Origin of the sequence: Gilliamella sp. W8128 (assembly GCF_016100545.1) — a bacterium.
Lineage (GTDB): Bacteria > Pseudomonadota > Gammaproteobacteria > Enterobacterales > Orbaceae > Gilliamella > Gilliamella apis.
This window is the reverse complement of sequence record NZ_JACFSE010000002.1, coordinates 261,535-281,593: the sequence shown is the minus strand read 5'-3', so window position 1 is coordinate 281,593 and position 20,059 is coordinate 261,535. Positions and strand designations below refer to the sequence as shown.

Below are 20,059 nucleotides of genomic sequence, written 5' to 3'. Positions count from 1 at the left end.
TTTAATAACGATCAATTACTGTTAAAATTTCATCGCTATTTTTAGCATTAAAAATTGTATTAACATCATTTGATTCAGCGAATAATGAAGCTAACTGAGTTAACATTTCGATGTGACTAGTGCTATCACTTGCGGCTAACAAAGTAATTAAATAAACAGGATCATTTTCTTCAGAATTAAAATTAACGCCATTTTTAACTAATAGCATCGATAATCCTAAATTATTTACTCCTTGTTCTGGTCTGGCATGAGGCATTGCAATTCCTGGTGCTAATACATAGTAAGGACCAATTGATTCATGTAGCTGAAAGATAGCATCAATATAGTTTGGTGTTATTGATTGATTCTCTAATAATGGAGTGGCGCAAAGCTCTATTGCTTCTTTCCAATCTTTGACAGAATCAACAATTTTTACCGTTTGACCAGTTAACCATTGATTTAACATTTTACCTCCGAAAAACTGATTTATTATCTGTTAATATTACGATAGTAGAAAATTAACACATTGGCTAACAATAATAATTTAAAAAAAACAAAAATGTGATAGCGCTATCATTTTTTAGTCAATAATTTTCCTATTTTGTGATTTGGATAGCATTTTTAATATATATTTGAAAAAAAAATTGTTATTGCATAATATTATAATAATCTCTTTTCTTTTGATTAAATATTTAAATTAGTAAGTTAACTTATTGTAATTATTTGTTTTGTGAAATTTTGGAGTATACATTTAACTATTAGTTAGTTCTAGTTGAGATCAGATATGCAGGATACAAAAAAGCGCAGAAGTACAGGTCAAACAACTTTATTTGATGTCGCTAAATATGCTGGTGTTGGTACGATGACTGTTTCAAGAGCATTACGAACGCCAGATAAAGTGTCGGATAAACTGCGTCAAAAAATCCAACTAGCAGTTGAGACATTAGGCTATAAACCTAATATAGCAGCCAGTTTACTCGCATCAGCTTCTGCCAATAAAGTTATTGCAGTCATTACTACAAAAATTTATGAAGATTCAACCCGTATAGCACTTAATTCACTGCAAGCATATTTATTAAAAGAAGGCTATACCACAATTATCTTTGAATCTTACTCTTTCTATAAGCGTGAATCACAACTGTTGGAGACTATCTATAGCAATAATCTTGAAGCGATATTACTCTTTTATATTGAAAATGATGATTTTATTGAAAATATATTAAACAATAAAACGATTCCTACTTTCAATATTGGTAAGTCGTATGATGAAGTGGCAAATATACATATCGAAGTGGATGATAGTTTAGCAATGTGTATGTTGACTGAACATGTAATAAAAAAAGGCTATCGCCATATTGGTTTACTTTGTGCTGACCATCAATGTCATGTTTTTCAACAAAGGTTACATGGTTGGCATAAAGCTATGTTAAACAATCATTTGCCAACCCATAGAATAATTAATCCGGCAAAACCGGCTAATTTTAGTACTGGTAGTGCATTGTTACCTGATATCTTGTTGAACTGGCCTGAAATAGATGCATTAGTTTGTACTACCGATGAGTTGGCGTGTGGTGTGCTCTATGAATGTCAAAGACGACATATTCGCGTTCCTTATCAATTAGCCGTTTGTGGATTTGGTGATAGCGAATTTAGTCAGGTAAGCATTCCAACACTCACTACTGTTTCTTTACCTTCAAAGAAAAAAGGGGAATATATCGGTAATTTATTATTGAATGAATTAACAGATAAAGGTGGTCATTCAAGTTTCGAAATATCAACTCTGGTACCAACAATTTGTTTAAGAGATAGTTTGTAATTTAACCAGAAAATTAATTATTTAAAGAAATACTTTAAGTTTGAACTAATCTAATAGCTATGATAATAAAATGAATGGATGAGAGCGAGGATTGACTCGCATTTTATGCTCGCCCTACGGGTCGTTGCTAAAGCAACGCTGTCTCGTTCTACTCGGCTCGAACCTCTTATCGGTTCGAATCAAATGCATCGTTGTAGTAATAAAAAAGCCCACTCAAACGAGTAGGCTTTCTTATTAAATTGGTCGGCGAGAGAGGATTCGAACCTCCGACCCACTGGTCCCAAACCAGTTGCGCTACCAAGCTGCGCTACTCGCCGTTAGGAAGCGCATAATACTGTGCTAACTATAATGTGTCAATAGTTGATATATAAATTTTAGCAACTTTGTTCGGCTTTGTTACCTAATGGTGCTGGTGTTTTACCTATTCGTTGATAGAATTCAGTAACAAACGCTTCATATCGTCTATTTGCTACCGCTTCGCGTATTTCAGCCATTAAACGTTGATAATAACGTAAATTGTGAATAGTATTTAAGCGAGCTCCCAATATTTCACCGCATTTATCTAAATGATGAAGATAAGATTTTGTGTAGTTTTTACAGGTATAACAATCACAGTGCGGATCTAGTGGTGTCGTATCGTCTTTATATTTGGCATTACGAATTTTTATAACCCCATTGGTAACAAATAAATGACCATTACGAGCGTTTCGAGTTGGCATTACGCAGTCGAACATATCGATACCTCGACGTACACCTTCAACTAAATCTTCTGGTTTACCAACACCCATTAAATAACGGGGTTTATCGGCGGGTAATTGTGGGCAGGTTCCTTCAAGTATGCGGTGCATATCTTCTTTCGGTTCACCAACCGCAAGCCCACCAACCGCATAACCATCAAAACCAATTTCGGTTAAACCCTTAATTGAAATATCACGTAATTCTTGATGTATACCACCTTGTACAATACCAAATAATGCATTTTTGTTATTTAGTTCATCAAAACGTTGCCGGCTACGTTTTGCCCAACGTAAGGACATCTCCATTGATTTTTTGACATAATCCCATTCAGCAGGAAAGGGGGCACATTCATCAAAAATCATTACAATATCAGAACCAAGATCATATTGGATTTCCATTGAAATTTCAGGAGATAAGAAAATTGAATCACCATTAATTGGATTACGAAAATAAACACCTTCTTCTTTTATTTTACGAATATCACCAAGACTGAAAACTTGAAATCCCCCTGAATCGGTTAAGATTGGTCCTGACCACTGCATGAAATCATGAAGATCTCCGTGTTTGCGCATAATTTCCTGTCCTGGTCTTAACCATAGATGAAAAGTATTACCCAATAAGATTTGTGCTCCTGTTGCTTTTACTTCTTCAGGAGTCATACCTTTTACTGTGCCATAGGTACCAACCGGCATAAAGGCAGGAGTCTCAACGGTATATTCCACTCCACGACGATCAAACTTCATACGGCCACGACGAGCTAAGCCGTCAGTATTATCTAACTCAAATTTCATTTTTATATTAACCTCTTGCGACCAAATAAACAGTTTGGCGCCAATTATTGCTATAATACAAACTTGTATTATTAAATAGTGGCGCCTAGTGTATCGTGCTAAGCTTAATTAGACAATATTTGTAAGGATTTTCGAACCATTGAAATCTATTATTTTATTTATCTCATGTGTTGTAATACTTATGCAGGTTGGATGTCAAAGCCAAACTAGAATACCACCAACTATTGTTTCACCTGAAGGAGTTAAAAGCTTATCGGAAAATGATATATTGGCAATTAGTCAACAAGCATGTATTGAAAATGACAATAGAGCGATTATTCCTCCTGATTATCATCATCTTAATCGTCGATTATCTAAAATAGCCCAAAGTTTACCAAAACGAATAAATAATATTGAATTAAACTATAAGGTTTATATTGATACAGACCCCAATGCTTGGTCAACAGCTAATGGTTGTATTCGAATAAATAGTGGTTTAATAAAATTACTTGAAGATAATGAGTTACAAGCCGTACTTGCGCATGAACAGGCTCATATAGCCCTAAAACATGGGATAAGTTTGTTTCGACAAGCTCCTTATATTGAAATTACTGATAAAGCTAATGAACTTGTAATTATTGTAAAAGAAGAAACCTCACATCAATATGAGGTTGAAGCAGATAGTTTTGCTTTTAATTTATTAGTGCGAGAAAGTATAGATCCAATTGGTTTGCTCAAAATGTTAACAAAAATGCCAATTCATTCTAAAAATCAACCTACCTCACATCCATCAAGAATAAAACGAATGGCCAATATTGTTGATAGGTTGAATTATTATTAACTATTTTTAATTTATTGAATATAAATGATTTATTCTAGATATAAATCATTTATTATTGGTAATTAGCATTGCATCACCATAACTAAAGAATTGATATTTTTCTTTTACGGCATACTGATAAGCATTCATGGTGTTCTCATAACCAGCAAATGCTGAAACCAGCATAATTAATGTTGATTCAGGTAAATGGAAGTTAGTGATAAGAGAATCAATGACTTTAAATTGATAGCCAGGGTAAATAAAAATTCGGGTGTCAGCAAAAAAAGGCTCTATAGTTCCAGTTTGTTGTGCCGCACTTTCAAGAGCTCTGACCGATGTTGTTCCTACAGCAATAACTTTATTTCCACGAGCTTTACAGTCTAAAACAGCTTTCACAACTGATTCTGGAACTTCTGCATATTCGGCATGCATAATATGGGTTTCAATATTTTCAACTCTGACAGGCTGAAATGTACCTGCGCCCACATGTAAGGTAACAAATTCCATCTCAACACCTTTTTGTTTAAGTTTGTCTAATAAAGATTTATCAAAATGAAGACCTGCTGTTGGGGCTGCGACAGCTCCGGGAACTTTGCTATAAACGGTTTGGTATACTTCACGATCTTGAGCATCATCAGGGCGATCTATATAAGGAGGTAATGGAATATGGCCAATTTCATTTAAGATGCTAAGCACATCGTCAGGAAATTGTAGCTCAAATAATGCATCATGGCGTGCTACCATAGTAACTTGGATATTTTCATTTTCACCTAAAATAAGTTCTGCTCCTATTTTAGGCGACTTTGAGGCTTTAATATGTGCGAGTGCTCGATTTCCCTCTAACAATCGTTCAATCAATACTTCAATTTTTCCACCTGATACTTTTTTTCCATATAACCGTGCAGGAATCACTTTAGTATTATTGAAAATGAGTAAATCACCAGCATTGATATAATCAACAATATCTGTAAATACTTTATCTTCAATTTTACCTGTATGGCCATCAAGTGCTAATAATCGACAAGAACTTCTTGTTTCTGAAGGGTATTTTGCTATCAGTTCTTTGGGGAGAGTAAAATTGAAATCAGACAGTTGCATAATTATGTTCCTCAAAAAAATGAGGCACTAGTCTAAATGGCTAATTATCTCTAAGCAAGTAATTATTTGTTGATTATTATTAAAGTTGCGTTAAAATTCAATTTATCTAACATTTATGTTAGAAGAAAGTAAAGTCTGTTAATATAAGGAAAATATTATGAAAAAACATCAAAAAACATTGCTTGTTGCACTACCTTTAGTTGCAGCTATGTCTTTAGCTGGCTGTAAAAATATGAGTGCTAGTGATTTAACTAGTCTTGGTATGAAAGGTTTAAAAGCAGCAACACTCAGTGATAATGATGTGAAATCATTAAGCCAACAATCATGTGCGCAAATGGATGCTCAATCAAAAATTGCTCCAGCTAAAAGTGCTTATACTAAACGTTTAAATAAAATTGCTAAAGCTCTTGGTAATAATATCAATGGAACTCCAGTTAACTATAAAGTGTATATTACTAAAGATGTTAACGCTTGGGCAATGGCTAATGGTTGTGTTCGTGTTTACAGTGGTTTAATGGATATGATGACTGATAACGAAATTCAAGGCGTTTTAGGTCACGAATTAGGTCACGTAGCTTTAGGTCATAGTAAAAAAGCAATCCAAGTTGCTTATGCAACAGAAATTGCTCGTGATGCAGCGGCGGCATCAGGTAACAGTACAGTTGCAGCATTATCTAAATCTTCTTTAGGTGCTTTAGCTGAAGCTGTTATCAATGCTCAATTCTCTCAATCACAAGAACAAGACGCTGATGATTTCTCTTTTAATTATTTAGTTAAGAAAAAAATCAATCCAGCTGGTCTTGCAACTGCATTTGATAAATTAGGTGGTGGTGATGCATCAATTTTAAGTAGCCATCCATCTTCAGCAAAACGTGCTGAAAATATTCGTAATAAATTAGCTGAATTAAAAAGATAATTCATTTAAATAATTTATTAGAAAAAAAGCGCCTTTTTGGCGCTTTTTTATTGGTTACTGTTTATGATTAATAATCATAAATAACAAGCTTAAGCAACGATTAAGCAATTTAATACTTTGTTGAAATAAAAAATAGTTTTTAATAGTTGAATATCCCTCTATTGATAATTAGAGGGATATAGGAATTAAATTATGCTTGTTTATAGTTAGATAAAAAATGTGCAAATCGAGCTATAGCGTCTTGTAGTTCTCCAGTATGAGGTAAAGCAACAATTCTAACATGATCTGGTTTATGCCAATTAAATCCACTTCCCTGAACTAATAGTACTTTTTCTTGTAACAAAAAGTCTAAAACTAATTTTTGATCGTTATGAATATTAAATTTTTTCTGATCCAGCTTAGGGAATAGATATAAAGCACCCTGAGGTTTGGTACAAGAAACGCCGGGAATATCATTTAATAAACGCCATGCCAACATACATTGATCATAGAGTCGACCTCCAGGCACAATAAATTCGTTAATACTTTGATAACCACCCAATGCTCCTTGAATTGCATGTTGTAGTGGTACATTGGCACATAAACGCATTGAAGCTAACATATTTAGACCTTCAATATAGCCTTTAACGTGTTGTTTTGGCCCACAAAGTGCCATCCAACCTTGCCTGAAACCAGCAACTCGATAAGTTTTCGATAAACCACTCATAGTAATAACAAATAGATCTGGCGCTAAAGCTGCTATTGAATGATGTACGGCATCATCATATAAAATTTTATCGTAAATTTCGTCAGCAAAAATAATTAAATTATTTTGGCGTGCGATTTCCGCTATTTCGAGTAAAACTTCTTTACTATACACTGCGCCAGTAGGATTATTGGGGTTAATAATCACAATCCCTTTGGTTTTTGGGGTGATTTTTTGTTTGATATCTTGTAAATCAGGTGACCAATTAGCTTCTTCATCACAAAGATAGTGAACCGCGTTACCACCAGATAAACTAACGGCAGCAGTCCAAAGTGGATAATCAGGCATTGGTACTAATATTTCATCACCACTATTAAGTAATGCTTGCATTGATTGAACAATTAACTCAGAAACACCATTACCAATATAGATATCTTCTACATCTAAATTAGTAATTCCTCTGGATTGATAATGCTGCATAATCGCTTTACGAGCAGAATAAAGACCTTTTGAATCACAATATCCTTGTGATGTTGGTAGGTTGCGAATAACATCCACTAATAGTTCATCTGGAGCAGTAAAACCGAAAGGGGCGGGATTTCCAATATTAAGTTTAAGAATGGTTTGACCTTCTTCTTCAAGCTTTTTTGCATGTTCAAGAATTGGTCCACGAATGTCATAACAAACATGATCCAATTTATTGGATTTTTGAAAATTCACCATAATAACGCCCTTTCATTTTATCTTTTTGTTTTTTATTTTGATTAAAAAAACAATCTACTCCTATTTAGATAATTTTTGAAGGTGTTATTATAAACAACTCAATAAATATTTTTTAAGTGTATAAAATTTGTGCGGAGAGTGTGATGAAAACAATTTTAACGGTAATAGGTAAGGACCAAACAGGAATTATTGCAGGGATAAGCCAAAAGTTATATGAATTAAATATTAATATTTTAGATGTTAGCCAAACTATCATGGATGAGTATTTTACCATGATTATGTTATTAGATTTATCTAAAATTAACACCACTTTTGATGAAGTTAAAAATACTTTAGTACATACCGGTGAGCAGTTAAAAGTTAAAGTGAATATACAACGAGAAGAAATTTTTGATGCAATGCATCGTTTATAAGCTCAATTTCATATTTTTACGAAAGGATAGAACTAATGGAAACAAAACAGATCCTCGAAACAATTAAAATGATAGAGGAAGAAAAACTTGATATCCGCACAATAACCATGGGTATATCTCTTCTTGATTGTATTGATAGTGATGGTGCAAAAGCGCGTCAAAAAATCTACGATAAAATTACACGATTAGCGAAAGATTTAGTTAAAGTTGGCGATCAAATTACTTCTGAATTTGGTATCCCTATTATTAATAAGCGTATTTCGGTTACGCCGATATCATTGATTGCAGGCGCAAGTGACGATAAAGACTATGTTGCTTTTGCTAAAACACTCGATGAAGCAGCCAAAGCGGTTGGTGTTAATTTTATAGGTGGATTTTCTGCATTAGTGCAAAAAGGTTATCATAAAGGCGATGAAATTCTTATTAAATCAATCCCACAAGCATTAGCACAAACCGAACGAGTTTGTTCATCAGTTAATGTCGGTTCTACTCAAACTGGTATTAATATGGATGCAGTAAAGCAAATGGGACAAATTATTAAAGAAGCCGCAGCTTTAACCGCCGATAATAGTAGTATGGCTTGTGCGAAATTAGTGGTATTTGCTAATGCAGTTGAAGATAATCCATTTATGGCTGGTGCCTTTCATGGTGTTGGTGAAGCTGACTGTGTGATTAATGTCGGTGTGAGTGGACCGGGTGTAGTTAAGCGAGCGTTGGAAAAAGTTAAAGGTCAGCCTTTTGATGTTGTTGCTGAAACCATAAAAAAAACTGCCTTTAAAATAACTCGTATGGGGCAACTGGTAGGTAAAGAAGCGTCAGAACGTTTAGGGGTTAAATTTGGGATTGTTGATTTATCATTAGCACCAACTCCAGCTATCGGTGACTCAGTAGCACATATTTTAGAAGAAATGGGACTAGAAGTTGTTGGAACACATGGAACTACCGCTGCGCTAGCGATGCTGAATGATGCCGTGAAAAAAGGTGGCGTAATGGCTTGTGGCCATGTAGGTGGATTAAGTGGTGCATTTATTCCTGTCTCAGAAGATGCAGGTATGATTGATGCGGTAAACAATGGGGCACTAAACCTTGAAAAATTAGAGGCCATGACTTGCGTTTGCTCAGTGGGGCTAGATATGATTGCTATTCCTGGTGATACACCAGCTGAAACTATTTCAGCAATTATCGCTGATGAAGCAGCAATTGGCGTAATTAATCATAAAACTACGGCGGTCAGAATTATCCCTGCGGTAGGTTTGAAAGTAGGCGATAATATTGAATTTGGTGGTTTACTTGGCCATGCGCCAGTAATGCCTGTAAATAAATTTAGTTCATGTGATTTTATTAGTCGTGGTGGGCGTATTCCAGCTCCAATTCACTCCTTTAAAAATTAAGTTATTATGATTCTGCCTTAAATATTTATTTAGGGCAGAGTTACAAATTATTTCTCATCATAAAACATATCGATAACATAGATTCAATGTTTAGTGTGCTTATTCTAAATTGTTCATATATGCAATATTATTCGCTAATTAATTCTCGCTCTTGATTTATATTATAAAAAAACAATTAGTTAAACCAAATACCATCAGGTTATTGTCAATTATAGGGATGCCAATTAATATCAATAATTCTAAACAAATTAATGTTTCACTCTTGAAAAGGTATAATAGGAATAATATTAATGGATAAGTTATCAATAAAAGAGAATAAATATTCTCATCTAAAAAGGTTTGAGGAGTATATGGTGTTTAAACATAAACACTATCAATAAATAATGATGAAAACAGAATTCTATTTTCAACGCTTTAGTGGTATCGCCAGACTTTATGGTGAACAGGCATTACAGCGTTTCTCTCAAGCTCATATCTGTGTCATTGGTATTGGTGGCGTGGGGTCTTGGGTCGCTGAATCACTCGCGCGTAGTGGTATAGGGCAAATTACCTTAATTGATATGGATGATGTATGTGTAACCAATACTAATCGTCAGATTCACGCTTTAAAATCTAATATTGGCAAACCTAAAACATCCGTCATGGCCGAACGAATTTTGCAAATTAATCCTGAATGTATTGTCAATGAAATCGATGATTTTATTAATGCCGATAACGTTAATGATTATTTGGGTTCTAAACAACGTCCTCGTTATAACTATATTATTGATGCAATTGACAGCGTTAGAGATAAAGCTGCCGTTTTGGCTTATTGTAAGCGACAAAAATTAAAGGTCATTACAATAGGGGGCGCGGGAGGTCAAAAAGATCCTACGCAAATAAAAATTGCGGACTTAGCAAAAACCATTCAAGATCCTTTAGCTGCTAAATTACGCGAAAAATTAAAAAATGATTATAAATTAAGTAAGGACAGTAAAGGTAAATATTCAATTCCATGTGTATATTCTACTGAACAGCTGACTTATCCAACTAAAAATGGTCAGATTTGTTTTGCTAAAAATCAAGCAGACAGTAATAAAAAAATGGACTGTGAATCGGGATTCGGAGCGATAACAACGGTAACCGCAACGTTTGGTTTTGTGGCGGTTAGTTATGTGTTAAATAAGTTAAGCATTACATAATATTTATTATTTATTTACGCTAAAAAAATATATTTTTTACTTTGTTGTAAATTGTTTTTTTTTGAAATGCTTTGATATTAAATTAATAGAATTTTGAATTTTAATCAGCAAAAAAACAATAAAAATATTTGCTCTTTTAAATAACATTCATTTTTTGTGAATATCTTATTGTGTAAAGTAAAAAACTGATTTACGATATCCAACAATTTCGTTTTGCTATTATAAATATGCTTTAAATATGTTCAAGGAAGACGCCAAACGATCCAAGTTTATTTTTTAATTTTCAAGGAGAAATCTATGGCAGTAACCAATATGAATGAGTTAAATGAGTTAATGACTCGAGTTAAAAAAGCTCAGGAAACTTATTCTACTTATACTCAAGAGCAAGTTGATAAAATCTTCGTGGCAGCAGCAACAGCCGCAGCCGCAGCTCGAATCCCTCTTGCACAGCAAGCTGTTGCTGAATCAGGAATGGGGATTGTAGAAGATAAAGTTATTAAAAACTTATTTGCTGCAGAGTATATTCTTAATAAATATCGCAATGACAAAACTTGTGGTGTTGTTGCTGAAAATGAGTCTTATGGTACCATTACAATAGCGGAGCCATTAGGGATTATTTGTGGAATCGTGCCAACTACAAACCCAACTTCAACCGCAATTTTTAAATCATTAATCAGTTTAAAAACTCGTAATGCTATTGTCTTTTCGCCACATCCACGCGCTAAAAAATCAACTATCGAAGCAGCCCGTATTGTATTAGATGCAGCAATTAAAGCTGGTGCGCCAAAAGATATCATTGGTTGGATTGATGAGCCATCAATCGAATTATCAAATGCTTTAATGCATCATGATGATGTTGCTGCAATTTTAGCAACTGGTGGTCCAGGTATGGTTAAAGCCGCTTATAGTTCAGGTAAACCAGCATTAGGTGTGGGTGCAGGTAATACCCCTGTAATTATCGATGAAACTGCCGATTTAAAACGTGCTGTTGCATCAGTACTTATGTCTAAAACTTTTGATAATGGTATGATCTGTGCTTCTGAGCAAGCTATCGTTGTTGTTGATTCAGTTTATGATGAAGTACGTAATTTATTGACTCAATATGGCGCTTATGTTTTAAATGCTAAAGAAACAAAAGCTGTTCAAGGTATCATCTTAAATGATAAAGGCGCTTTAAATGCTAATATCGTAGGTCAACCAGCAACTAAGATTGCAGAAATGGCCGGCATTAAAGTTCCTGCCGGTTCGAAAGTACTTGTTGGTGAAGTAAGTAAAGTGGATTTATCTGAACCATTTGCTCACGAAAAACTTTCACCAACATTAGCTATGTTTAAAGCTAAAGACTTTAAAGAAGCAGTAGATAAAGCTGAAAAACTCGTTGAAATGGGTGGTATGGGACATACCTCAGTACTTTATACTGATCAAGATAGCAATCGTGATCGTGTTGCTTATTTTGGCAGTAAAATGAAAACATGTCGTATTTTAATCAACCAACCAGCTGCTCACGGTGGTATCGGTGATTTGTATAACTTTGATTTAGCACCATCTTTAACATTAGGATGTGGTTCTTGGGGTGGTAACTCGGTCTCAGAAAATGTCGGTCCGAAACACTTAATTAACAAGAAAACAATCGCTAAGAGAGCAGAAAACATGTTATGGCACAAATTACCAAGTTCTATCTATTTTAAACGTGGCTCACTTCCAGTTGCTTTAAATGAAGTGATTGAGCAAGGTGCCAAACGAGTATTTTTAGTAACTGATAAATTCTTATTTAATAATGGTTACTCAAAACAAATTACTGATCAACTTGAAGCGCAAGGTGTGATTTGTGAAACCTTCTTTGATGTTGAAGCTGACCCAACATTAAGCGTCGTCCGTAAAGGTACTGATTCAATGACTGCATTCCAACCGGATACTGTTATTGCTTTAGGTGGTGGTTCACCAATGGATGCGGCGAAAATTATGTGGGTTCTTTATGAACACCCAGAAACTAAATTTGACGAATTAGCATTGCGTTTTATGGATATTCGTAAACGTACTTGTCATTTCCCTAACATGGGTAAAAAAGCAAAACTAATTTGCGTGACAACCACATCTGGTACTGGTTCTGAAGTGACACCGTTTGCGGTAGTTACTGATGATGCAACTGGTCAAAAATATCCATTAGCTGATTACGCAATTACACCAAACATGGCAATTGTCGATGCTAACTTAGTTATGAATATGCCAAAATCACTTTGTGCTGCAGGTGGTTATGATGCGGTAACTCATGCTTTAGAAGCTTATGTGTCAATTATGGCAAGCGAGTTTTCTGATGGGCAAGCATTACAAGCATTAAGCTTATTAAAAGCTTACTTACCAACAAGCTACAAAGAAGGAGCAAAAAATCCTATCGCTCGTGAAAAAGTGCATAATGCTGCAACTTTAGCTGGTGTTGCGTTTGCTCAATCATTCTTAGGTGTTTGTCACTCAATAGCCCATAAAATTGGTGCAGCATTCCACATTCCTCATGGTGTGGCTAACGCGATGTTAATTAGCAATGTTGTTCGCTTTAATGCAACGGATAAACCGACTAAACAAGGTACATTTAGCCAATATGGTTATCCTCAAGCTGTAAGACGTTATGCTGAGATTGCTGAACATCTTGGTTTAACTGTAGCAACAGATAAAGACGAGAAGAAAGTTGAGAAACTAATTGCTTGGTTAGATCAATTAAGAAAAGATCTAGATATTCCTTTCTCTATCAAAGAGTTTGGTGTAGATGAGAAAACTTTCTTAGCTCAAGTTGATCAACTTGCAGTTGATGCATTTGATGACCAATGTACTGGTGCTAACCCTCGCTATCCTTTAATTGCAGAATTAAAACAAATTCTACTTGATACTTACTATGGTCGTGCGTATCAAGATAAAGGTGATATTAGTGAAGATGTAGCTGTTCACACTGCAGCTAAAGGTGTAGCTGCAACTAAAACTAAGAAAAAAGCACCAAAAAAGAAATAATTTAAATATTATTTTTGATTAGCAAAAGCCTGAGATAGTTTATATCTCGGGCTTTTTTATTCTTTAATTTTATTGAACGTATAAATTCTGCTTGAAATTAGCGGTGTTAATGGGCAAGATAGAGATGATATTCATAATAATTTTGCTATTAATACCGTTGTTAAACAGTATTTTGTAACTAAAACCAAGAAAAAAACGTAAAAAAAGAAATAATTTAACATATATTTTTTGATTAAAAAAAATCCTGAAATAGTTTATATCTCAGTCTTTTTTGGTTTTTTTGATTTTTTTTTAAGCAAACAATAAAAAAAATGTTTTTTTTGCTTGCAAGCTTAAATGTTCTAGTACATAATGCGCAGCACTTAGGCCGGCTTAGCTCAGTAGGTAGAGCAACTGACTTGTAATCAGTAGGTCGCCAGTTCGATTCCGGCAGCCGGCACCATTTTCCTAAGTAAACAGTTTATAATGATTCGGGGTGGGGTTCCCGAGCGGCCAAAGGGAGCAGACTGTAAATCTGCCGTGTCACACTTCGAAGGTTCGAATCCTTCCCCCACCACCATTATCTAACATTAGCAATTGCTAATTGAAGCATTTAGGTAGCCGAGTTTGAACATGCGGGCATCGTATAATGGCTATTACCTCAGCCTTCCAAGCTGATGATGCGGGTTCGATTCCCGCTGCCCGCTCCAATTGCTGATATAGCTCAGTTGGTAGAGCGCACCCTTGGTAAGGGTGAGGTCGGCAGTTCAAATCTGCCTATCAGCACCATTCTTGTTATTTTCCTAAACCTTCTAAAAAAATTAGATTTGACTGCTTTAGAGCTTGTCACTTGACAGCTTTATCTGGTATCATTCAGAGCTAATTTTAAGTTAGTATTATGTTAAAACTAAATATGATACTTGGTTAATGTGGTGAATCACCACCGATTTGTATTACATTGAGGGACGATAAATGTCTAAAGAAAAATTTGAACGTACAAAACCCCACGTTAACGTTGGTACAATCGGCCACGTTGACCATGGTAAAACAACTTTAACTGCAGCGATCACATCAGTATTATCTAAAAAATACGGTGGTCAAGCTCGTGCATTCGATCAAATCGATAACGCACCAGAAGAAAAAGCTCGTGGTATCACCATCAATACTTCACACGTTGAATACGATACACCAACTCGTCACTACGCACACGTAGACTGCCCAGGCCATGCTGACTATGTTAAAAACATGATCACTGGTGCGGCACAAATGGACGGCGCTATCTTAGTAGTAGCGGCAACTGATGGTCCAATGCCACAAACTCGTGAGCACATTCTTTTAGGTCGTCAAGTAGGTGTACCTTACATCATCGTATTCTTAAACAAATGTGATATGGTTGATGATGAAGAGTTATTAGAATTAGTTGAAATGGAAGTACGTGAACTTCTATCTCAATACGATTTCCCAGGTGACGATACACCAGTAATTCGTGGTTCAGCGCTTAAAGCGTTAGAAGGCGATGCAGCATGGGAAGACAAAATTGTAGAATTAGCAGAAGCATTAGACAGCTACATTCCAGAACCAGAGCGTGATATTGATAAACCATTCTTATTACCAATCGAAGACGTATTCTCAATCTCAGGCCGTGGTACAGTAGTAACAGGTCGTGTAGAGCGCGGTGTAATCAAAGTTGGTGAAGAAGTTGAAATCGTTGGTATCAAACCAACAACTAAAACAACTTGTACTGGTGTAGAAATGTTCCGTAAATTACTAGACGAAGGTCGTGCTGGTGAGAACGTTGGTGTATTACTACGTGGTACAAAACGTGAAGAAATCGAACGTGGTCAAGTATTAGCAAAACCAGGTTCAATTACTCCACATACAGATTTCGAATCAGAAGTGTATATTCTAAGTAAAGATGAAGGTGGTCGTCATACTCCATTCTTCAAAGGTTACCGTCCACAGTTCTACTTCCGTACAACAGACGTAACAGGTACTATTGAATTACCAGAAGGTGTAGAAATGGTAATGCCAGGTGATAACATCAAAATGACAGTATCATTAATTCACCCAATCGCAATGGCAGACGGTTTACGTTTCGCTATCCGTGAAGGTGGTCGTACTGTTGGTGCTGGTGTTGTTGCTAAGGTTATTAAATAATTTAAGCAAGTACGATCTAGAAAGGGTATCTTTTGATACCCTTTCTTACCTAGTCTGTTTAGCAAAATGTTTTTAGAGAAAGAGCATTTTGGAAAATGGATAATATTATAAATAACATAATCATAGGTTTTATATGCTAGTAAGTAACGAGAGTCAAGATACAAGCACTGTTCTAGACAAATTTAAATGGGTTTTGGTTCTAGTATTAATTGCGTTAATTGTTTGGGGAAATTCTTATTTCTCTGTACCTAATGATATATATCAACCAAATGCGATCGTTCGAATTATTGCAGTTGTTGTGGTTTCGCTTTTAACCTTATTTATTGCATTTACAACCACTAAAGGAAAATCGTTTATAGCATTTCTGCAAGAATCACGAAAAGAACTAAGAAAAGTTGTATGGCCTACTCGTAAAGAAACTGTACAAACAACCTTATTAATCGCTGTTATTACCGTTATTGTTGGTACTGCGCTTTGGGGAATGGATTCTTTGTTCCGTTCAATCATCTTTTATCTAACTTCAATAGGGCGTTAATATGAGTGAAACACAACAAAAACGCTGGTATGTGATCCAAGCTTATTCTGGCTATGAAGCACGTGTTGCACAATCATTACGTGAGTATATTAAATTACATAATATGGAAGATTCTTTTGGCGAAGTTTTAGTACCAACCGAAGAAGTTGTAGAAATGAAAAGTGGACAGCGCCGTAAAAGCGAACGTAAATTTTTCCCAGGTTATGTTTTAGTTGAAATGACGATGAACGATGCAACTTGGCATTTAGTTAAAAGTGTACCAAGAACTATGGGATTCATTGGTGGAACATCAGATAGGCCAGCACCAATTAGCCAACGTGAAGTTGATGCAATTATGAATCGTCTACAGCAAGTTGGTGATAAACCTCGTCCGAAAACATTATTTGAGCCAGGTGAACTTGTTCGGGTTAACGAAGGTCCATTTGCTGACTTTAATGGTGTCGTCGAAGAAGTGGATTATGAAAAAAGCCGCTTAAAAGTATCGGTTTCTATTTTTGGTCGTTCTACTCCAGTTGAACTTGATTTTAGCCAAGTAGAAAAAAGTTAATCTATTTGTCATCTAATTAAAAAAATCACAGCTATATGCTGTGATTTTTTGTTTTTAGGTATTTAAATTTTATTAAATTGATGGTTAACTTCTCTCGAACTCTTCCAATTGCTGTTGTAGCTCTAACCATTTTGATTCTGATTCATCTAATTCAGCCTTTAAATTACTTTGATTAAGTAATAATTGCGTTAATTCTGATTTTTTATCAGTTTCGTAAATTGATGAATCAGCTAATTGCTCTTCAATGACTTTTAACTGATCATTTAAACGAGCAATAGTTTGTTCTTCTTTATATAACTGTTTTTTCAATGGTTGTATTTGTGCTCTGGCTTCTGCATCTTTTCGTTTCTGTTCTTTACGTTCTTGTGCAGAAACTTTAGGCAACACTTCTTTTTTTACTGGTTTATCTTTTTCTTGCGGTTGATTTTCAGCCTTTTGCTCATCGGTCAACCATTTATGATAGTCATCAAGATCACCATTAAAAGGTTCAACTTTATGATCATGAACTAAGTAAAACTCATCAGTGGTAGAACGTAATAAATGCCTATCATGCGATACCACAACTAATGCACCTTCAAAATCGATTAATGCTTCAGTCAATGCTTGTCGCATATCTAAATCTAAGTGGTTTGTTGGCTCATCGAGTAACAGTAGATTTGGTTTTTGCCAAACAATTAACGCTAAAACTAATCGAGCCTTTTCGCCACCAGAAAATGTTTTTACTGGCTCACTAACTTTATCACCATGAAAATCAAATCCTCCCAAATAATTACGTAATTCTTGTTCGGTATTCTTTGGTTCTGCAAGTTGTTTTAAATGCCATAAAGCTGATTCATCAGCCCGTAAGTATTCTAATTGGTGTTGCGCAAAATAGCCTAATTGTACCCCTTTAGCTAAACTAATCAGCCCTTGCATCGGTGGTAATTCGCCAGCTAGCAGTTTAATCAGTGTTGATTTACCAGCACCGTTACGACCTAACAAACCGATACGTGAGCCAGGTACTAAATTAAGTTTAATCTGCTCTAAAACAACTTTATCACCATACCCTGCAACGATATTTTCCATGGTTAATAAAGGACTAGGTAAGAATTCTGGTCGTCTAAATTTAAAATGAAAAGGATTGTCAACATGAGCTGGGGCAATCAATTCCATTCTTTCTAACATTTTTATTCGACTTTGAGCCTGTTTTGCTTTGGTTGCTTTAGCCCTAAAACGATCGATATAGCTTTGCAAATGAGCAACTTTAAGTTGCTGACTTTCATACATGGATTGTTGTTGCGCCAGTTTTGCCGAGCGCTGTGTCTCAAATGATGAATAGTTACCGGTGTATTCAAATAATTTCTTCTGTTCAATATGAATGATTTTATTAACCAATGGATCTAAGAAATCACGGTCATGAGAGATTAAAATAAGTGTACCTTGATAATTACTTAACCATTTTTCTAACCACATCACTGCGTCTAAATCAAGATGGTTAGTTGGTTCATCAAGAAGCAGTAAATCAGAACGACACATTAACGCTTGTGCTAGATTAAGTCGCATACGCCAACCACCAGAGTAGGATTTAACCGGTAGCGTTAATTGTTCATTAGAAAAACCTAAACCATGCAATAATGTTGCCGCTCGAGAGCGGATAGTCCAAGCATCAATGTTATCAAGTTTTTCATGAATAAGCGCAATTTGCTCACCGTTATTTTTTTCGTAAGCAATCTCTAAATCTTGCTCTAATTTTCGAAACTCTCGATCACCATCAATAACATATTCGATAGCCGCTGTATCTAATGCTGGAGTTTCTTGGTTTACCCATGCTAATTGCCATTGGGCAGGAATAGAAACACTGCCAGCATCTGTTTGAATTTCACCTTTAATTAAAGAAAAAAGTGTGGACTTACCACAGCCATTTTTACCGACTAATCCAACTTTCTGTTTAGGATTTATTGTTGCAGAGGCATTATCTAAAAGTAGATTAATACCTCTACGAATTTGGATAGAATCAAACACTATCATGACGAAGTCACCTATGATTCAATATAAAATGTGTTATGCTAACAAAAAATAAAGCGTATGCAAAATGATAATAGGAAATTTAACATGGTAATGAATTCTTATTGCCTAACCCCTAAAATTGCTCAACAGATTGTTGAAAGAACCATGAAAATTATTGATTGTAATATCAATGTAATGAATGGGGATGGTTGTATTATTGGTAGTGGTGATTTGGAACGTATTGGAGAATTACATGAAGGTGCAATACTGGCTATATCTCAAAAAAGAACTGTTTCAATTGATGGCACAATGGTTAAACGTCTGAAAGGCGTTAAACCGGGTATCAATTTACCATTAAAACTTAATGATCGTATTGTTGGCGTTATTGGTTTAACTGGTGAACCATCCGATATTCGACAATTTGGTGAATTGGTTTGTATGTCAGCAGAAATGATGATGGAACAAACCCAATTATTACAAGAATTATCTTATGATAATCGTTTAAAAGAAGAATTGATTCTTACTCTAATTGAAAAAGAAGTCTTGCCTGAAAGTATGGTGCAATGGGTTAAACGATTAGATATTAATTTACAGTTACCGCGAGTAGTATGCATGATTGAAGTCGATAGTGGCCAATTAGGCATTGATACTGCTATGAGCGAATTACAACATCTACAAAATCAAATACAACATGTTAGCCAAAATAATTTAGTTGCCATTAAATCTATTACTGAGTTAGTTATTTTAATTCCTGCTTTAAATCGCTATGGACGATGGGATTTACTAGAACACAAAAAGAAATTAGAACAATTAGTAATTACAATCAAAGATTCCACTCATTTAGATATTCGAATTTCATTAGGTAATTATTTTGAACAACATCCTTATCCATTAGTTAAATCTTATCAAACCGCTAAAACAACTATGTTAATTGGTAAGCAAAGAATGCCGAATATCCGTAATTATTATTACCAAGAACTTATTCTTCCCGTTTTATTACATGGTTTAAGTTATGATTGGCAAGCTGAAGAATTATTATTACCTTTAAAAAAATTAAGGATGGGTGATAATAATGGTGTACTGCAAAAAACATTGCAAACATGGTTTAAGAATAATGTACAAAATGGTGATACGGCTAATGAATTGTTTATTCATCGCAATACATTAGAATATCGATTAAATAAAATTGCTAATTTGACTGGTTTAAATCTAGCCAAATTTGACGATCGATTATTATTATATATTGGATTACAGTTGGACAGAAACGAATAAATTCTAAATACACTTTTTATTTTTTAATAATTAAGGTGTATTTAGAATCGCAA

The 20,059-nt window shown here is 34.9% G+C and carries 16 protein-coding genes, 5 tRNA genes and 1 other RNA gene; 15 read left to right on the top strand and 7 right to left on the bottom strand.

The genetic code is table 11. From position 1 onward, the window contains the following. Position 1 precedes the first annotated feature (1 nt). Positions 2-445, bottom strand: a complete 444-nt coding sequence (locus tag H3U97_RS02910) for a PTS sugar transporter subunit IIA (RefSeq protein WP_034900868.1) — start codon at positions 443-445, stop codon at positions 2-4. 318 nt (positions 446-763) lie between these two features. Between H3U97_RS02910 and H3U97_RS02905 the strand changes: the two genes are divergently transcribed. Further along, the gene (locus H3U97_RS02905) at positions 764-1,795 is read left to right on the top strand and encodes a LacI family DNA-binding transcriptional regulator (RefSeq protein ID WP_198198010.1); all 1,032 of its coding nucleotides are present in this window, start codon (positions 764-766) and stop codon (positions 1,793-1,795) included. Positions 1,796-1,870: 75 nt separating this feature from the next. Here the strand turns inward: H3U97_RS02905 and H3U97_RS02900 are convergent. The 3 genes from H3U97_RS02900 to tgt all read right to left on the bottom strand — a co-directional run bounded on the left by H3U97_RS02900 (position 1,871) and on the right by tgt (position 3,324). After that, a non-coding RNA gene (locus H3U97_RS02900) (RtT sRNA) lies at positions 1,871-2,001 on the bottom strand. A 34-nt stretch (positions 2,002-2,035) separates the two neighbouring features. Then, positions 2,036-2,112, bottom strand: a tRNA-Pro gene (locus H3U97_RS02895). Positions 2,113-2,169: 57 nt separating this feature from the next. Continuing rightward, positions 2,170-3,324, bottom strand: coding sequence for a tRNA guanosine(34) transglycosylase Tgt (gene tgt, locus H3U97_RS02890; protein WP_034900864.1), 1,155 nt, complete (start codon positions 3,322-3,324; stop codon positions 2,170-2,172). Between the two features lie 139 nt (positions 3,325-3,463). On the opposite strand from tgt, the gene H3U97_RS02885 reads away from it, so the two are divergent. Then, positions 3,464-4,144, top strand: coding sequence for a M48 family metalloprotease (locus H3U97_RS02885; RefSeq protein ID WP_198198008.1), 681 nt, complete (start codon positions 3,464-3,466; stop codon positions 4,142-4,144). A 45-nt stretch (positions 4,145-4,189) separates the two neighbouring features. On the opposite strand, the gene queA is transcribed toward H3U97_RS02885, so the two are convergent. Further along, positions 4,190-5,221: a tRNA preQ1(34) S-adenosylmethionine ribosyltransferase-isomerase QueA gene (gene queA, locus H3U97_RS02880; RefSeq protein ID WP_198198006.1), complete on the bottom strand. Its 1,032-nt coding sequence runs from the start codon at positions 5,219-5,221 to the stop codon at positions 4,190-4,192. Between the two features lie 157 nt (positions 5,222-5,378). On the opposite strand from queA, the gene H3U97_RS02875 reads away from it, so the two are divergent. Continuing rightward, positions 5,379-6,137 (top strand): M48 family metallopeptidase, encoded by a 759-nt coding sequence (locus H3U97_RS02875; protein ID WP_086320762.1) that lies wholly within the window; start codon positions 5,379-5,381, stop codon positions 6,135-6,137. 190 nt (positions 6,138-6,327) lie between these two features. Here H3U97_RS02875 and H3U97_RS02870 read toward each other — a convergent pair whose 3' ends face one another. Beyond that, entirely contained in the window at positions 6,328-7,545 is a 1,218-nt protein-coding gene (locus tag H3U97_RS02870) for a pyridoxal phosphate-dependent aminotransferase (RefSeq protein WP_065578302.1), read from the bottom strand. 143 nt (positions 7,546-7,688) lie between these two features. Here H3U97_RS02870 and H3U97_RS02865 point away from each other — a divergent pair, with 143 nt between their 5' ends. The 11 genes from H3U97_RS02865 (at position 7,689) to nusG (ending at position 16,748) form a co-directional block, all read left to right on the top strand. Continuing rightward, positions 7,689-7,958, top strand: coding sequence for an ACT domain-containing protein (locus tag H3U97_RS02865; protein WP_086357127.1), 270 nt, complete (start codon positions 7,689-7,691; stop codon positions 7,956-7,958). A 35-nt stretch (positions 7,959-7,993) separates the two neighbouring features. Next, positions 7,994-9,349, top strand: coding sequence for a PFL family protein (locus H3U97_RS02860; RefSeq protein WP_065578304.1), 1,356 nt, complete (start codon positions 7,994-7,996; stop codon positions 9,347-9,349). 383 nt (positions 9,350-9,732) lie between these two features. Next, positions 9,733-10,530, top strand: coding sequence for a tRNA cyclic N6-threonylcarbamoyladenosine(37) synthase TcdA (gene tcdA, locus H3U97_RS02855; RefSeq protein ID WP_198198004.1), 798 nt, complete (start codon positions 9,733-9,735; stop codon positions 10,528-10,530). A 297-nt stretch (positions 10,531-10,827) separates the two neighbouring features. Beyond that, on the top strand, positions 10,828-13,530 hold the full coding sequence (adhE, locus tag H3U97_RS02850) for a bifunctional acetaldehyde-CoA/alcohol dehydrogenase (protein WP_198198002.1): 2,703 nt from the start codon (positions 10,828-10,830) through the stop codon (positions 13,528-13,530). A 366-nt stretch (positions 13,531-13,896) separates the two neighbouring features. After that, positions 13,897-13,972 (top strand) — tRNA-Thr (locus H3U97_RS02845). Between the two features lie 32 nt (positions 13,973-14,004). Further along, a tRNA-Tyr gene (locus H3U97_RS02840) sits at positions 14,005-14,089 on the top strand. A gap of 55 nt (positions 14,090-14,144) precedes the next feature. Further along, a tRNA-Gly gene (locus tag H3U97_RS02835) sits at positions 14,145-14,219 on the top strand. A 3-nt stretch (positions 14,220-14,222) separates the two neighbouring features. Then, positions 14,223-14,298 (top strand) — tRNA-Thr (locus tag H3U97_RS02830). Positions 14,299-14,481: 183 nt separating this feature from the next. Next, entirely contained in the window at positions 14,482-15,666 is a 1,185-nt protein-coding gene (gene tuf / locus H3U97_RS02825; RefSeq protein ID WP_034900851.1) for an elongation factor Tu, read from the top strand. Between the two features lie 193 nt (positions 15,667-15,859). Further along, positions 15,860-16,201 carry a preprotein translocase subunit SecE gene (secE, locus tag H3U97_RS02820; RefSeq protein ID WP_198198000.1) on the top strand — a complete coding sequence of 114 codons (342 nt, stop codon included), beginning with the start codon at positions 15,860-15,862 and terminating at the stop codon, positions 16,199-16,201. A 1-nt stretch (position 16,202) separates the two neighbouring features. Beyond that, positions 16,203-16,748, top strand: a complete 546-nt coding sequence (nusG, locus tag H3U97_RS02815; protein ID WP_034900847.1) for a transcription termination/antitermination protein NusG — start codon at positions 16,203-16,205, stop codon at positions 16,746-16,748. Positions 16,749-16,832: 84 nt separating this feature from the next. Here the strand turns inward: nusG and H3U97_RS02810 are convergent, their stop codons facing one another. Then, on the bottom strand, positions 16,833-18,755 hold the full coding sequence (locus H3U97_RS02810) for an ABC transporter ATP-binding protein (RefSeq protein ID WP_198197998.1): 1,923 nt from the start codon (positions 18,753-18,755) through the stop codon (positions 16,833-16,835). A 90-nt stretch (positions 18,756-18,845) separates the two neighbouring features. Between H3U97_RS02810 and H3U97_RS02805 the strand changes: the two genes are divergently transcribed. After that, a complete protein-coding gene (locus tag H3U97_RS02805) occupies positions 18,846-20,006 on the top strand; it encodes a sugar diacid recognition domain-containing protein (RefSeq protein ID WP_198198072.1) in 1,161 nt (386 codons plus the stop codon). The last annotated feature ends 53 nt before the right edge of the window (positions 20,007-20,059 follow it).

What these genes read in the sequence shown, in the direction of transcription:
- H3U97_RS02910 (WP_034900868.1), bottom strand. Translation starts at nt 445, where the DNA reads ATGTTAAATCAATGGTTAACTGGTCAAACGGTAAAAATTGTTGATTCT.
- H3U97_RS02905 (WP_198198010.1), top strand. Translation starts at nt 764, where the DNA reads ATGCAGGATACAAAAAAGCGCAGAAGTACAGGTCAAACAACTTTATTT.
- tgt (WP_034900864.1), bottom strand. Translation starts at nt 3,324, where the DNA reads ATGAAATTTGAGTTAGATAATACTGACGGCTTAGCTCGTCGTGGCCGT.
- queA (WP_198198006.1), bottom strand. Translation starts at nt 5,221, where the DNA reads ATGCAACTGTCTGATTTCAATTTTACTCTCCCCAAAGAACTGATAGCA.
- H3U97_RS02875 (WP_086320762.1), top strand. Translation starts at nt 5,379, where the DNA reads ATGAAAAAACATCAAAAAACATTGCTTGTTGCACTACCTTTAGTTGCA.
- H3U97_RS02870 (WP_065578302.1), bottom strand. Translation starts at nt 7,545, where the DNA reads ATGGTGAATTTTCAAAAATCCAATAAATTGGATCATGTTTGTTATGAC.
- H3U97_RS02865 (WP_086357127.1), top strand. Translation starts at nt 7,689, where the DNA reads ATGAAAACAATTTTAACGGTAATAGGTAAGGACCAAACAGGAATTATT.
- H3U97_RS02860 (WP_065578304.1), top strand. Translation starts at nt 7,994, where the DNA reads ATGGAAACAAAACAGATCCTCGAAACAATTAAAATGATAGAGGAAGAA.
- tcdA (WP_198198004.1), top strand. Translation starts at nt 9,733, where the DNA reads ATGATGAAAACAGAATTCTATTTTCAACGCTTTAGTGGTATCGCCAGA.
- adhE (WP_198198002.1), top strand. Translation starts at nt 10,828, where the DNA reads ATGGCAGTAACCAATATGAATGAGTTAAATGAGTTAATGACTCGAGTT.
- tuf (WP_034900851.1), top strand. Translation starts at nt 14,482, where the DNA reads ATGTCTAAAGAAAAATTTGAACGTACAAAACCCCACGTTAACGTTGGT.
- nusG (WP_034900847.1), top strand. Translation starts at nt 16,203, where the DNA reads ATGAGTGAAACACAACAAAAACGCTGGTATGTGATCCAAGCTTATTCT.
- H3U97_RS02810 (WP_198197998.1), bottom strand. Translation starts at nt 18,755, where the DNA reads ATGATAGTGTTTGATTCTATCCAAATTCGTAGAGGTATTAATCTACTT.
- H3U97_RS02805 (WP_198198072.1), top strand. Translation starts at nt 18,846, where the DNA reads ATGAATTCTTATTGCCTAACCCCTAAAATTGCTCAACAGATTGTTGAA.